The organism is Emticicia sp. (assembly GCF_043780375.1).
Classification (GTDB): domain Bacteria; phylum Bacteroidota; class Bacteroidia; order Cytophagales; family Spirosomataceae; genus Emticicia.
On sequence record NZ_JAYWCU010000005.1, the window covers coordinates 1 to 15535 of the forward strand.

Annotated in this window: 13 protein-coding genes and 1 tRNA gene; 2 read left to right on the forward strand and 12 right to left on the reverse strand. The window is 35.5% G+C overall.

The window, feature by feature from the left end:
* Nucleotides 1-50: 50 nt before the first annotated feature.
* The 11 genes from ACH2CJ_RS00475 to ACH2CJ_RS00525 form a co-directional block, all read right to left on the reverse strand.
* Nucleotides 51-2621 carry a DEAD/DEAH box helicase family protein gene (locus tag ACH2CJ_RS00475; RefSeq protein ID WP_394990100.1) on the reverse strand — a complete coding sequence of 857 codons (2571 nt, stop codon included), beginning with the start codon at nt 2619-2621 and terminating at the stop codon, nt 51-53.
* Nucleotides 2622-2625: 4 nt separating this feature from the next.
* Nucleotides 2626-4530: a site-specific DNA-methyltransferase gene (locus tag ACH2CJ_RS00480; protein ID WP_394990101.1), complete on the reverse strand. Its 1905-nt coding sequence runs from the start codon at nt 4528-4530 to the stop codon at nt 2626-2628.
* A 240-nt stretch (nt 4531-4770) separates the two neighbouring features.
* Nucleotides 4771-5175, reverse strand: a complete 405-nt coding sequence (locus tag ACH2CJ_RS00485) for a DUF5618 family protein (RefSeq protein ID WP_394990102.1) — start codon at nt 5173-5175, stop codon at nt 4771-4773.
* Nucleotides 5176-5303: 128 nt separating this feature from the next.
* Complete coding sequence (locus ACH2CJ_RS00490; protein WP_394990103.1) at nt 5304-5849, reverse strand: hypothetical protein; 546 nt, start codon at nt 5847-5849, stop codon at nt 5304-5306.
* 1 nt (nt 5850) lies between these two features.
* Nucleotides 5851-6681: a ParA family protein gene (locus tag ACH2CJ_RS00495; protein ID WP_394990104.1), complete on the reverse strand. Its 831-nt coding sequence runs from the start codon at nt 6679-6681 to the stop codon at nt 5851-5853.
* A 286-nt stretch (nt 6682-6967) separates the two neighbouring features.
* Complete coding sequence (locus ACH2CJ_RS00500) at nt 6968-7858, reverse strand: toprim domain-containing protein (RefSeq protein WP_394990105.1); 891 nt, start codon at nt 7856-7858, stop codon at nt 6968-6970.
* Between the two features lie 543 nt (nt 7859-8401).
* Nucleotides 8402-9622: a VapE domain-containing protein gene (locus ACH2CJ_RS00505; protein WP_394990106.1), complete on the reverse strand. Its 1221-nt coding sequence runs from the start codon at nt 9620-9622 to the stop codon at nt 8402-8404.
* A 99-nt stretch (nt 9623-9721) separates the two neighbouring features.
* Entirely contained in the window at nt 9722-10024 is a 303-nt protein-coding gene (locus ACH2CJ_RS00510) for a hypothetical protein (RefSeq protein ID WP_394990107.1), read from the reverse strand.
* A gap of 81 nt (nt 10025-10105) precedes the next feature.
* Nucleotides 10106-11059 (reverse strand): hypothetical protein, encoded by a 954-nt coding sequence (locus ACH2CJ_RS00515; RefSeq protein ID WP_394990108.1) that lies wholly within the window; start codon nt 11057-11059, stop codon nt 10106-10108.
* A gap of 2 nt (nt 11060-11061) precedes the next feature.
* The gene (locus tag ACH2CJ_RS00520; RefSeq protein WP_394990109.1) at nt 11062-12228 is read right to left on the reverse strand and encodes a site-specific integrase; all 1167 of its coding nucleotides are present in this window, start codon (nt 12226-12228) and stop codon (nt 11062-11064) included.
* 199 nt (nt 12229-12427) lie between these two features.
* Nucleotides 12428-12501, reverse strand: a tRNA-Asp gene (locus ACH2CJ_RS00525).
* Between the two features lie 108 nt (nt 12502-12609).
* Here ACH2CJ_RS00525 and ACH2CJ_RS00530 point away from each other — a divergent pair.
* Together ACH2CJ_RS00530 and ACH2CJ_RS00535 are read left to right on the forward strand one after the other, a co-directional pair.
* Nucleotides 12610-13131: a DinB family protein gene (locus ACH2CJ_RS00530; protein ID WP_394990110.1), complete on the forward strand. Its 522-nt coding sequence runs from the start codon at nt 12610-12612 to the stop codon at nt 13129-13131.
* A gap of 39 nt (nt 13132-13170) precedes the next feature.
* Nucleotides 13171-14487 (forward strand): M20/M25/M40 family metallo-hydrolase, encoded by a 1317-nt coding sequence (locus tag ACH2CJ_RS00535; protein ID WP_394990111.1) that lies wholly within the window; start codon nt 13171-13173, stop codon nt 14485-14487.
* 104 nt (nt 14488-14591) lie between these two features.
* On the opposite strand, the gene ACH2CJ_RS00540 is transcribed toward ACH2CJ_RS00535, so the two are convergent.
* Nucleotides 14592-15485 (reverse strand): DUF1080 domain-containing protein, encoded by an 894-nt coding sequence (locus ACH2CJ_RS00540; RefSeq protein ID WP_394990112.1) that lies wholly within the window; start codon nt 15483-15485, stop codon nt 14592-14594.
* Nucleotides 15486-15535: the final 50 nt, after the last annotated feature.

The window sequence follows — 15535 nt, forward strand, 5'->3', positions numbered from 1 at the left end:
TTTAATGTTACTTCAATTCTAATGGAAAAACTGATAGTTTAGTTTTTTTGTTATACTAAAAATAAAAATAATGCAAGTATTAACCCGTAATTCGCATACCTTACATCATTATAAACATTGGTTTTGAGCTTTATAGTCATGCGTGTTGGTGCATCAAATCCTTTCAGATTTTCCAAATCTTCTTTTGAGCTTTCGGTCAATTCGCCTTCTTTTACTTCATAAGTTCGGTCGGCAATGTGAAGTTTTGCATTGATATTAATTTTGCTATCCTGTATCAATTTTTCTGAGTCAATATCAACGGTATAAATGGATTTAAAATTGATTTTTGCCCACAATTCCTGAAACTCTTTCTTAGCAAAATTAGCATTTAGTTTTATTGGCTCTTTAGTTTTTCTATCATTCTCTGGTTTTGGTATTTCGCCCGAATATACCGATTTTAATAAATGAGTAATAGCTGGTCGAAATACTTCTAAGTTTTCAGGCAATGGCATTTTACCTGCTTCAATGATGCTTTTACCTTCGGGAGTAATTTTATTGTCATCATCAAGAATATCTTTTTTATACAAAAACTTATTCAGTTTATTAGCCGTTTCTTTGCTGATTCTTATTTCTTCGCCTCGGTCATTCGCAATCATTTTCCCTATGAAAAACTCCTCAGTAGCTTTCTGTGGGCGGTCTTTTAATGAAGCAGCTATTTCGTTTTGTAAGCCTTTCGCAAAATCTTCGTAGCTTTCTGAAGCTATTATCGTTAGCTTGTTTATATCATGTACTTGGTCGCCTATGGTATCAAAATCTTGTCGGATACCATGAACATTGACACATAAACGCATCCCTCGACCTACTTCTTGCCTACGACGAATTTGAGAACCTGATTCTACGTGTTTTAAGGCACAAATCTGAAACACATTTGGATTGTCCCAACCTTCTTTGAGGGCTGAGTGAGAGAAAATAAAACGGGTTGGTTCGTCAAAACTCAATAGCCGTTCTTTGTCTTTCATAATCAAGTCATAAGCTGAAATATCGTCAGAGGCTGCTTCTTCACCTTTTTTGCCTCGTTTGGTACTTGGGTCAACGAGTTTTTTCTTTTTATCAATCGAAAAGTATCCACTATGTATTTGGTTGGCTGCATCACGGTTGATATATTCCAAAAACTCATCTTTGGGCATATAGGCTTTGTGGGCTTTGCTGGGGTTGTTTGTATCAATATATTGCACATAATCTTCATTAAAAAGCTCGGCAATATCAGTACACGCCATTCGATATTCCTGTTCAAATATGTCAGCATATTCGCCCAAAGATTCTTCTCCTTGCTCATTATAGACTCGGTATTTATCTACCGAATCTATAAAAAACAACGACAGAACCTTTATTCCTCTCGAAAACAGTACCTTTTCTTTCTTCAAATGCGATTTGATGGTTTCTCGAATCTGGATTCTCCGAAAATCAGTTTCGTTTACATCGCCCAATGCTTCGCCTACATTAATAACCTGACCGTGTATCTCAATTCTATTGAAATTTCCATCAATTTCTTGAATAACATAATGCTCATATTGAGGCATTCCGCCCGAAAGTTCAAACAAACTATCGCCTCGTTTTAATTTTTCTCTTACTCGCTTTGTGCCTGTGTTTGTTCTTTTTTCAAACTCAACCAATGCTAATGGAGCTTTGTCGGTACTGACCAAAATTTGTTCTAAATACAAATATCCTGACCGACCCATTGAGCCTTTAAAAACTATACCTTTAGCCGCAATTTTCTTAACCAGAAATTTATTATAAGCATCAAGGGCATCAAGTCGGTAAATTTTGTTATACTCTACTTTGTGCGTAGCCGAATAACGAAGAGTAAATAATGGCTTAAAATCTTGCATAGATTGCAAGGTTTGCTCACCATCAACCGATTGTGGCTCGTCAATAATAATGATGGGGTTGGTTTGGGCTATAATTTCTATCGGACGACGAGAACCAAATTGGTCGAGTTCCATGTAAATTCGTCGGGCATCTGCTCCTCGTGCATTAAATGCTTGCGTATTGATAATCATTACGCTGATTCGGGCTTCGGATGCAAAAGTTTCGATGTCTTGTGGGCTACTCGAATTATAAATAAAAGGTACAATCTTCTGACCAAATACGTCTTGAAAATGTTCTTGGGTAAGCTCAAATGACTTATAAACACCTTCTCTGATGGCAATACTTGGCACAATGATAATGTATTTACTCCAGCCATATTGCTTGTGAAGCTCATACATAGTGCGGATATATGTATAGGTTTTGCCTGTACCTGTTTCCATTTCTACGGTTAGGTTATAGCCTGATATAATGCCTTGTGGTCGCTCAATAGTATGGCTTTCTACCAAATCGAACGTTCGTTGGGTGCTACGAATATTTTCGAGCAACTGCTGCTCCGTAATATTTATAGGACTATTGCGGTAGCCTATGCTTTCGTTAATATCGTTTTCGTATAAATCGCCTAAGCCTTTGGCTGCATTTTGGGCTTTTCGGAGTAAATCTTGGCTGCGTTCAAAGCTAAATTTTTTATCTATGCTCTCTTGTCCTGCAAAGCAACTAACAACCGAAGCTACGGCTTCTAACTGAAAATCTTGTTCTTTAAATTGTAGTTTCATCGGCTTAGATTACTCGCATTTGGGTTTCTGGACTCAGTTGCTTCAATAGTTGCTTTACATTTACTTTGGCAGCATCGCTCACAAATGAAGCATCTCTAAACACCAATTTTTGTGGAAAATCTTGAGCGATGGCTCTCGCAAAGGCTTCATCAATGCCTTTATCGAAACATACTACTAACTGATTGCCCAAAACTCGATAAACTCTTTTTTCGAGAACCAAACTCTCTTCTATTTTTAGCGAAAGCGGTAAGCCCAGATTGAGCATAATCTGTGCCAAAAGGTCTTGTGGGCTACGGTCTGCCTTGATGTTATCAGCAAACATATCGAGCGATGCTTGGCTATACTGCTGCGGCTTGTAATAAACCTCGTGCATATTGGAACTATCCAAACGATAAACTCTGAAACCTAAATCAAGGTGTTGTTCATCTTTTTGCTCAAATTCAATCTCAGTTGCTTGTTTTGTGCGTTTTGATGTTTGCTCTTCTGCTATTTTCTTAGCTGCCCTGCGTATGCGTTCTTTGCCAATCTCACAAATATTGGTATAACCTGCCTTAAAAGCCTCACTTTTTTCATCGGTTGGCTCAGGTACTTGTACCATGATAAAATTTCGGTTGCCGCCATCTTCGGTATTGAGCTGCATAACGGCATGAGCTGTTGAACTTGAACCTGAGAAGAAATCAAGAATTAGGTCGTTATTATTAACACCTAATTGAATTATCCTTTTTAATAGGCGTATAGGTTTAGGAGTTTCAAAATATTGTTCACCTTCAAAAATTTTTCTTAACTCTTGTGCAGCTTCTTGATTATGAGCAACATCTTTATGATACCAAATAGTCAATGGTGTGACACCATCTTTTACTTCAGATAAAAACCTTTTTAATCGAGGAACGTTGTCTCCATTTTCTCCAAACCAAACTCTGTTTTCAGCGATTAACTCAAATACTTTTTCTTTAGAGAACCTCCAACATATACCCTTCGGTGGCGAAACTTTTCTACCAGAAGGCGTTATTATTTCAAAATCATAATTAGCATTATAAGTTTTTACTGTCATATCTCCCGAAACCCATGCACCTCTAAAATCATTATCTGGATTTTTGTACCTATTTAAGGTTTCTAAATTTCGTTCAAGAAGGTTTGGTCTGAATAAATCTTTATTTTTTGCAAATACTAAAATATGGTCATGATTATCTGAAAACCACTTAGCGTCATTTGATGGGGCAAACTTTTTTTCCCAAATAATATTTGCCACAAAATTATTTTCTCCAAAAATTTCATCACAAAGTTTTCGTAGATTATGGACTTCATGGTCATCAATCGAAATAAAAATTACACCATCATCAGTGAGTAAATTACGAGCGAGTTTCAGGCGTGGGTACATCATACTAAGCCAGTCAGAGTGATAGCGTCCTGCGGTATCGGGGTTTGCTACGAGGCGTTGGCGGTATTCGTCAATCAAACCACTATCAACTTTAAAATCTTCGGTACTTTGGGCGTAGTTGTCTTTATAAACAAAGTCGTTTCCTGTATTGTATGGTGGGTCAATATAAATCATTTTTATTACCCCTAAATAGCTTTCTTGTAGTAGCTTTAGTACCTCAAGATTATCACCTTCAATATACAAGTTTTCGGTCGTGTCAAACGCCACCGAGTCGGCTTCAATGGGGCGTAAAGTATTGGTAGTAGGTAAGTTAGCCGTTACGATAGCTTCACGTTTGCCTGGCCATTCGAGTCGGTAGCGTTCTTTGTTGCCCTCAATAATCTGGTCGCTTAGTTCTTGTCTAAGTAGGTCAAAATCAAGGGCTTTACCATTGGCGGTTTCGGTGATACAATTAGGAAAAAGGGCAGCAATTTTATCAATATTCTGAGAAACTAAATCAGTTGAAGTCAAATCTAAGTGGTCGGCAGTCATGTTAGGGTCAGAATTTTTTATAGGAAATGTAATGCCGCAAAAATAGGGGATATTTGAAGAAAATAGTAGAATTTGAGGGGAATTAATATCAATTGTAGAGATTAAACAAAAAAACACTCAAAATGAATGCTTTCAGTGAAAACGTTTTTGTAGCCAGAACAGCATCAAGGGTTGATTAAGCTAATTATGAGTCCCTTTTGTACTTAGTGAATGCAAAAGTTGTGAAATTTACTACTTAGCTTAGTCGGCAATGTACTCTATAATTTCAAGTGCTACTCCTAAACCATTATTCATAACTCTTACCGATGGAATCCCATGATAGTACAAGCAAATATATAAATCTCCGTATGCTTCATTAAGCAATGAAAGTAAATTTTTATTTAGTTTGGCAATACGTGTGCGATATTCTTCAATACTTTTGGGTTTAGAGAACTTATTACCTTCTTTTCTCAATAAATACTCGTCTATCGCCAATAAAACACCAACATAAGCCGTTTGTGCTGCTATTTGGACATACTCAATATCGGCATATTCACCATCTTTCTTACCAGCTTTTTGTTTTAAAGTTAATTTAGCATTTGCTATATAACGATTTGCTTCTTGGTATGGAGTGAGCATTTTTCCTAAATTATTGATTTGTTCCATGAGTCATAATTTTACAAATATAGTTTTTTAATACAACTAACCAAGAAATGGACATTGTGCCTACAATGTCCATTTCTTGTGCCTACATTATGTACAGTAGTTGTGCCTACATTGTACGTTTCTTGTGCCTACATTTCCTCAATGACCGAACCTAAGTACAAACGCTTTTTCTTTCGGTTTATGTACCGTGTTGCATAGTGATAGAATCCATTTCCTCTTGATTCAACTTTCAGCGACCAACCTCTAACAGCCAAGTATGTGATTCGTTCTTGCTTGTTTAGCAATGCTCCGAACTCTACCATATCCAAGTCTTCAGGTGTGATGCGTTGCCTTGCTCTACGTGATAAACCTTTGAATTTTGGTTTTTCTTCTGACTCAACAACAACCTTATTTGTAGGCACATTCATAGGATTGATAGTAGGCACAACGTTTGTCATTGGTGTAAATGCGTTGGAATCTATATCTATTCTCTTGAAATTGTGACTTTTCTTTACAGGTTGTTTTGTCATTGGCACTATCGGCTTAACTTTTGGCTCAACAAAAGAAGAAATAGCCGTTTTTGGGGATTCTGCCTCTTTTGGGCGAGTATCGTTTCCTGTTGGAATGATTAAGCCATTTGATATTTGGGTTAGTTTCTCAAACTTATACCCACCTAATTTGCTTTTCTTTGCCATTTTATAAACCTTTTGGTACATCTACAATGTATCTGCTTCCTACAATTTGCCCCATCTGTCTGGCAAAATACCAAGTATCAGCTAAACTTTTGTATTCTGTGGCTACTTTAGTACGTGGATTAGCTATAACGGTAGGTATACCATCATATCCATCTTCTACCACCTTCAAAAGTCGTGGAATACGCTCTTTTAGCATGATTCCCATACCTACTGCTTTGCTATCTTCTACCGATTCGAGTAATTCACGGTGCAATAGCGTTTTAGGTTGGTGCATTGTGAACAAAATTGTTTTGGGCTTATCTCTAAATATTTTAGCAATGTTCTTTTCATGCCATTTATCAAGTACAGAAACCAAAATTTGTACACCTGTTAAACTTGCTTTCGAGAAATCAGTTACCAACATAAGGGCATCGGCTGAATAAATGGCATTTATAGCATCAAAACCAAGATAAGGAGGTGTATCTATGATAATTTGGTCGTATTTGTGCTTGACTTTATCAATAATTTGCTTCAATAGTCGGTAGTCGCTCAATCCTTGTGTTCGCTGATATGCGTACAAATTATTAGGGATATAATCAAAATACTCCCCTTTGATAATTGCCTTGTTAGGGTCAATCCTACTATCTTGGAACAAAGCACTAATTGTCAATACCTTTGAATCTAAAATAATGTCTTCTGTACCTTGTAGATTTACCGCTACGTTTCCTTGTGGGTCGGTATCTATTACCAAAACACGTTCTTTGAGTTTCTTTAACCCTGAGGCTAAATTTATGGTTGTTGTGGTTTTAGCTACCCCACCCTTGAAATTGATAATCGCTGTTATTAAAGCCATTTTGTGTGAAATGTTTATGCCTATCGGCGTTTGTGTGAATGAATACTTTGTTTTGTGCCTACATTATAGCTAAAATCATTGTGCCTACAATGCACATTTTATGTGCCTACATTGCGTACTGTCTATGTGCCTACATTACACGTTTTATGTGCCTACATTTTGCAAGATATTTATGTGCCTACAATGCACCAAACTTGTGCCTACATTATATCAGGGTGGTTTTGTGATTGGTTAGTCAAAAAAGATTAACCAATAATCCCAAAAAGTTTTATGTGCCTACATTGTATCAGGGTGGTTTTGTGCCTGCAACCAAGAACTCATTAAAATCTTTGAAACCTGTATATACGCTCGATTGGTCATTGACATTAAAACCTTTGTCTTTTAGCTTTTGGGTTGCGTTTTGTCCTGCATGGTTAGCATCTAAATCTAAATAGGTGTAAACCTTTTCCGCTTGTTCTATTAGTGGCATTGCTTTGGATAGATTAGAAAGCGAATTTAGAATAATTGCCGTGCATCGTGGTTTTGACTTATAAAACTCAATGGCTGAAAGGAAATCAAATATACCTTCAAAGACTGAAACCGCTTTGCTATTAGGCACGACAAACGTTTTGATGTCAGTTTTGCCCAAATTGATAGGCTTTTTCATTATTTCACTTCTGACAACATAACCGCCACCATCGGTTTGATAACCTACTCCAAAGAATTTCCCTTTGCTATTGGTGTAATGAATCTCACGAAGGAAAGTAAAAGCGGTCTGAAAGCTAATTTTACGACTTTCTACGTAGCGGATTAATGCAGGGTGCTTTAAATCCCTGTTTTCTTTTACTTCGTAGCTTATACCGCCACAATTAGAGGTTTGACGGCAAGAAAGAGAAAGAATTTGCAAATTCTCATTTTTGTAATCCATATTTTCAAGTATTTGGCAAGCATCGGGAAAACTTATTTTTTCTAATTTCATCGCTAAATCTATTATACTTCCATTGTCAGAATCTCTACCAAAATCATTAAAAATATTCATAGTAGGATTTACACTAAATGACGGTGTACTATCTTGGCGTAGTGGCGAATGATAAAGATACTCACTACCATTTTTTGCTACTGGATTAAAGCCTTTTTCTCGTAGATAATTGACGATTGAAATTTGCTTTAATTGGGCTATTTGTTGGGCTGTTTTCATAATTTATTTTATTTGCTCAAATACTACTTATTTTCTTACTTACCTACTTAGTTGGCATTTTTCGTTCATAACTTACTGATAATCAAATATTTACGGCTCGTTTTTGTAAGTAAGTAGGTACAAAATAAGTAAGTTAAAATTTTAAAACCGCTTACTTAGTGTTTTCGTAAACATCTTACTATCAGGATTTTAACTATTTTAATAAAAATGAGAATTGATAAAAAAAGGCGAATTTTGTTTTTATAAATACCTTACTATCAGTACTTTAACTATTTTAGTAAAATCTAAAAATTGACAGCAAGAAAGAAAAATAAAATCTACTTTTTCTATCTAAAAACTCAATTTTTCGTGTCATTTTTGACATGAAAATACATAAGTTTTGCTTCGCATTTTTGGGGAGCAAAACCACCCCCTCTTTTTCTTTCTTGCCGTCATTTCAATAAGTAACTAAGTAAGTATAAGTAAGTATAAAAAAATCTACTTACTTAGTAAAAATAGTTTTTAAACAATTGATTATCAATGATTTGCATTTTGACTAAGTAACTAAGTAAGAATATTTGACAAATTTATAAAGTTCAAAAGATTGGTCTTAACAACATTATAGCCCCAAACTTGAAATTTTCCATTATATTTTTGCACCCTTTCAAATCCATATTTTAACAAAGCTCTGCCTACATATTCACGGCTCACCTTAATTCCCGAATTTTGCTGTAAGTAAACCATAACATCATTTGCTTGCATAAATTCAATATCGCCGTCTGTTTTTGATTTTGGTTTTTCAAAGTATTTTGTAACAAGTTCCATTTCATTGGTAAGCTGTTGAAACTTCATATTTCGGGTTTCATTATCTTCAATTTCCCCTACTGTCAAATCATATTTGAATGTTTCAGAACGCAATAAATACAACGCTTGCCTCCAAACGTTGTCTATCTTTATTTCTTTGCTATAATTCCAGTCTATTGATTGAATTTCAAAGCATAACCAGCGAACCGAGCCTGTTTCATCTTGTAGAAATTGACCTTTATTTGTAGAGCCTATGAAATTTGCTTTTCGAGCGATATTACTATTCTTACTATCATAGGGCAAACGCACATTAACCCAAAGTTTCGTAAAAAATGCTTTTAAGGAGTTTATTTCGGATTTATGAAGCGTTGAAAGCTCGTCCAAGTTTATGAGAAAATTCTTTGTTAAAAGTATTAAACCATCCTTATCGGTGCTAATTTCTTCCGCTATGTAGTCTTGTAAGGCTTCGGGGCAATGGAATCGGCAGAACGTAGATTTACCGCTATTCTGTTTATTATGAACTAAGATAAAAGCCTGTTTATTGAAATAAGTATCGTCTAATCCGCAACGAACTGAACGCACCAACCATTTTTTATAGTGGCTAATAAAATCTTCATGTTCGTCTGTTTTTACATAGCTACCTAATTTATTAATGTAGTCGGGTTCATTATCGGGGTTGTATGGCAAAAGATTATTAAAATACGTTTGGATAGGGTTGTAACGTGGTGTAAACTCACTTTTAAGGATAGATTTCAAATCATCTTTTGAGATTCTAACGCCTTTTTTTCTAAGTTCAACGTATAAGGAATTTTCATTTACTTGACTATACTCATTTTTCCCTTTCGGTGAACTCTCTATTTCGCATTTAATGAGATTATAACGCAATTCGTAAAAATCATTTAAGTATTTTTCTACTTGATGAAATACAGTATCAAAATGATTTTTTTTGCCTTTTTTAGCTTTGTTTTCAGTTTTTTCCATATTTTTGTACTGTTTTCAATGTATTTGTGCTGTTTAGTTGTCAAAGTTCTGCCAAGAAAAATTTTTAATGCCGTGATGCTTCCAACATCACGGCATTTTTTAGTTTAGTCGATTGGGTAATTGAGATTTGAAAATCAGTTTTATTTCTGATTCAGCGATGTAGATTTTACGGCTTTTGGGAGCGAAACGGAGGGGCGTGAGTAACTCTGCTTTGAAAAACTTTTCAAGCGTTTGGCGATTGATGCCGTAGGTAATACAAACTTCTTTGGGTAAAAAATAACGGTCTGACGATTGACCAGGAGGAGATGTGTTTGTATCAAGTCTTTGCTTGATTTCAGCTAATTCTGTAAGGATTCTTTCCGCAAAATTAGGGCTTTCGGTGGGGTGTACGTATGATTCCATTTGTCTATTATGATTAAATAATAGACAATAGTATTAAATAGTTTTTATAATAAATACATTTTAATAAAATATATTATTTTATTAAAATGTCCCATTCTTGATTAGCAAATCAATATCAATAAATATCTTATCTATTTTTTCTTTAGTATGGATAAAATAAGATAAAAAAAATGCTTTTAAATCGCCCTCTGTATAATCTAAGATTGTTGCATCAAGTTCAGCATAAGGTGTTGTTCCACTTGACCTAAGTAAACCATAAAATATATTAAAATGCCATATTTCGGACGGAAACCTTACTCGCATTTGTTGAAATACGGGTTTTCTCATTTCAAAAAAATTTAATAATTCTAAGGCACTTATATTACAATCTGGAGCTTCTATCGAATATTGAATTGCATGATAATAATTGTTAAATTCTGCCCTTTCATCTTCATTGAGTTCTTCTCTACCTGTCTGTTCTCTAATCTCATTTAATGCTAATTCTACTGCAAAATTTTTCAATTCAAATTTTAGACCTCTATCTATTTCTTTATTAAACGCAAAATCGGCATAAGAAAAACCAAGTAGAGCGTCTTTCAAATCGAATGAATTCTCAGTAAACAATTCAATATCTTCTTCTGCCGTATTACCCAAATTCTTTTTAGTTATTGCTAAGTAATGATTATAATAATCCGTCAAATTAAATTCGATAAATTTTCTTTCTCTTTCAAAAAGGTTTTTAGTTTCTTCCTCCTCTAACATTTCTTTAAATTCTTCATCATTGGAACATAACGCTTCCGTTGCACTTCTAATATTTGTCATTTTCCTATTAAATGTAATTTGAACATAAACAGGATACCATGGAGTAAATGGATAATTTTCTTCCGACTTATCAATCATTTTATTAAAATTCACTCGCTTATTCAAGTAAAATTTTACTGTTACTTTCTTTTCCAACTTATGCTTTTTATACCCCCCCCTTGCTTTACGCTCATACTGTCCCCTGCCTTTCTTGGTGGGGGTTTCTTTGTTATCAATTCCTTGTAATGCTTCCATGTTTACCACTTAATTTTAGATAATTTCTGTCTTTTATTATTTATGTGAGCGTATTTAAGTGTTTGTTCAGCCTTACTATGTTGCATAATGTCCTGTAAAAGTCGAAAATCTATTTTAACCTCTCCTAATGTCCCAAATGTATCCCGTGCATCTTTAAAACATATCGCTTTGGGTATTTTGGCTTGTTTTGCCAGTACTTTAAGCACTTTATTGACCTTTGGGTTAGTCAAGCCTTTAAAAAGTGTTTTTCTATCGTCCAACGCCATATACTTCTTAGCAATGATTTCGGGTTTACCTCCATACAATATTCCTAATGGTAGATTGCCCTTTTTAAGTGTCTTTCCTGCCACATATAACAATGTCAAACCATCTGATTCTTCTAAAAAATTACTTCTTTTCAGTTTATAAATATCATTAAATCGAAGGCTTGTATAAGCACCAAAAAGAAACATATCCCTCACTTTTTCTTGAAATACTTGTGTTTTATCAAATGTGAGTTGTTCAAAACGCTCCATTTCTTCTTCGGTCAAAAAGTCTGATTTTGATTCTTGTTTCTTAACTTTAAAATCAGAATACGGATTTCCTCTGTGATTGATAAAATCGCCTTTGATAGCACGTAGAATATATTTTTTAAAGTGCTTGTGGTGTTTGGCTATTGTATTAGTATGTAGCTGTTTTCCACGCAAAAAAAACTCAAAACCTTCAATAAGTGAGTAGCTTATCTCTGAAAATGCAACTTCGGGCTTGTATTCCTTAAAAAGTGTAATTGTCAATTTTCTATCACGCCACGAAGGTTGATTCAATACCTTTTCCGCTTCGTGCTGTGCTACCATGAATGTAGTAAACGAAGTGTTTATAGGAATAGCTTCAACGATGGGCTTGCCGAACCCTTCAAAATGATTGAGATTGAATGAATGATGCTCTTTGCGGTAGTCGGCTTCAAAGATTGAAAGCTCGTAGAGTAACTGATTTATTTTTCGGTGTAGCGATAGGTCTTTGGGAACGTCTTTTTTGTCGTTCCAGTCGGAGGGCTTCACATAGACTTCTGTGGAGTAAAACCGTGTTTGACCGTTGAGATACATTCTAATCTGAATTAGTGCTTCACCGTTAGAATTTAACTTGTTTTTTCGGTTGAACCGTAGCGAATAACTGACAAATAATGAGTTCATGTACTGTTTGCGTTAATGTTTCTGCAAACATACCCTTACAAAGTCAGAGTTCTACGGTACTAAAACGGGTACTCAATGTAATATCATCTAATATATTTTAATAATATCTAATGATAAAAATAAGGCTATTTTAGTACCAAAACGGAATCCCTAAAAACACGTAAAGCACTGAATATCAGTGCTTTACGTAATTTAACTGCGGTCTGGACGGGACTCGAACCCGCGACCCCCTGCGTGACAGGCAGGTATTCTAACCAACTGAACTACCAAACCGTTTGTACTGTTGCGTCTTAAAACATTAAAAAATATTTCTCTGTTTGTTTAACGTGGTGCAAAGGTACAACTATTATATTTGTGTGTCAAGTCTTAAACAAAAAAAACATGAAAATTTCTCGACCAACAGAAAACGAGTACAACGTAGCTTCGTTCCAATACCGTTATATTCAAGCAGTTACGGGTGAAGATGCCTTCAAAACTTTACGTGAAAATATTTCAGTTGTGGAGAACTTTTATAAAAACATTCCTGCTGAAAAGCTACATTATCGCTATTCCGAAGGAAAATGGACACCAATTGAGGTACTCGGACATATTATTGATACCGAAAGAATTTTGGCATATCGTGCCTTGTGCATCGCCCGTGGCGAAAAACAATCTTTGCCTGGATTTGAAGAAGAAGATTATGTAAAAGCAACAAATTTTGAGAAACAATCACTTAAAAACCTTTTGTTGCAATACAAAGCCGTTAGAAAAGCCAATATTATGCTATTCAAAACTCTTACAACAAAAGAATTGAAACGCATCGGCAAAGCAAATAATATTAATTATTCAGCAGGAGCAATGGCTTGGCTCATTACTGGGCACGAATTACATCACCTCAATATCCTGAAAGAACGCTATCTTTGAGAATTACATATTTTTTACACTTACTATAAAACATTGATTATGAAACAAAAACTATACTTCATCACGTTCCTAATCGCTACGGCGACCGTTCTAAATTGTTCATTCTACATTAATTCTGAAGCTCAGTCATTGAGTACAGTTGAGAAAAAAGTAATTGAGTATGTGAAAACCAATATGCCCCAAACCGAAAAACTCTTAATTGATGCAGTCAATATCAATAGTGGAACACTCAACCACGAAGGCGTGCGTCAAGTCGGTCAACTTTTCAGAAGTGAATTTGATGCAATGGGTTTTACAACCGAATGGGTTTCACTTCCCGATTCACTCAATCGTGCTGGGCATTTAGTAGCTTACCGAAAAGGAAATAAAGGCAAAAAACTCTTCTTGATTGGTCATTTAGATACTGTTTTTGAGAAATCAATGCCCGCAGGACCTTTTACTCGCCTCACAGACTCAACTGCAACAGGTCAGGGGGTAAATGACATGAAAGGCGGCGATGTAATGGTCATTGCTGCACTGAAAGCACTTCATGCACAAGGTTTACTCGATGATACATCTATCACGATTTATTTTACAGGCGACGAAGAAAGTGCAGGAAAACCTTCAAGTATTAGTCGAAAAGATTTTATTGATAGAGCAAAACAATGTGATGTTGCTTTAGCTTATGAAACTGCCCAAAGTTTTGATATTGCTGCTACTGCTCGCCGTGGAGCAAGTGGTTGGGAGTTGGTTACACATGGAAAAACAGGTCACTCGTCTGGTGTTTTTAATAAAAACATGGGTTATGGGGCAATTTATGAAGCCGCTCGAATCTTAGACGAATTTCGTGAGTCGCTGAGTCAAGAAAAATATTTGACATTTAATCCTGGTGTAATTGTAGGAGGAACAGAAGTAAATTATGACCCTACACAAGCCAAAGGCACTTCTGTTGGCAAAACTAATATTGTAGCTCAAAAAGTTGTCGTAACAGGCGATTTAAGGTTTTTAACAGAAGCCCAAAAAGATGCAGCAAGAGTTAAAATGAAATACATTGCAGCGAAAAACCTGAATGGAACAACTTCTGAAATAAAATTTTCGGACGGAATTCCTGCCATGGAACCCACCGAGGCTAATAATAAACTTTTGGCTGTACTCGACAAAACAAGTCAAGACATGGGTTTAGGGCCTGTAAAAGCTGGCGACCCAGGTTCTCGTGGAGCAGGTGATATTTCTTATATTGCTCAATATGTTGCATGTCTCGATGGCTTGGGTGCTTCGGGCAGAGGTGCTCACGCCCCAGGAGAAACCATCAATTTGAAAGAATACCCTACTCTTACGCAACGAACAGCCTTATTAATTTATCGCTTAACGAGGTAAAAAAGTCAATAGTCTTCAGTCCATAGTCGGCAGTATTTAGAAGTTAATACTTTTTTTAGTAAAACAGACAAACAAAACTATCGACTATGTACTGCCTCTATTGACTATTTTTTTCGGTATCTACAAAGTGAATTATCAGGCTCTAAATAATAGGATTTAAAATTAAGTGCTTTTTTATCCATGCAGCCTTTTAAATTTAACAATTCAATATTTTTGAAATCAATTGCATGACTTTCAGCTTGCATAGCAATGTACCCTTCTTTCAGCAGTGTCCCATCTTTTTTTGCCCATGCTTCGCCATCTTTTACTTTATCAATAGCAAAATCGTAGGGTTTACCCAAAAAACCACCCCCAATTTTAGGATTTTGAAAAGTCAAAACAGTATCTCCTTCTATTAAATGATAAACCACCTTACTACCCACAACTATTGCTTCTGCTTTTACCCATTGATCTCCGTCATACGTTTTTGAATCTGAATCGATGCAATGTGCCTTTTGCAACTTTCCATTCATGTCTACAATCGTCCCTGGCGTACAAATGTTTCCTGTGGTACGTTTACCTGTTCCGAGTCCACCTAATAATTGCATTTCAAGCGAAACTGGAAAATCTTGGTCTTTGCCATTACTCGCTGCCGATTGCGAATGAAGCATGATTCCGCTATTTCTCACATTCCAAGTTGCTCCGCCTGGCACTTGATTTCCTTGAAAACGATATTCAAAACGTACTCTATAATGCGAAAACGGCGTTTTATAGTAGATATGACCATATTTTGCATCAAAATTTTGGTATTCTCTATAATTTACTCGCATCATCTTATCTTCTACCAAAAATGTGTTTTTATAATTATCATTCATTTCATGTCCAGCAATTTTCAAGTCCCAGCCTGTCAAATCTTTTCCATTGAAAAGCGATTGCCATTCTTCTTTATCTACTTTCTTTTGGGCAAAAACAGCTGACCAGCAATAGGTTATGAATAAAATATAGATGAGTTTTTTCATTATTATAAAATGTTTTTACAAAAAATTAAGGTTGAATATGATTGAAATTG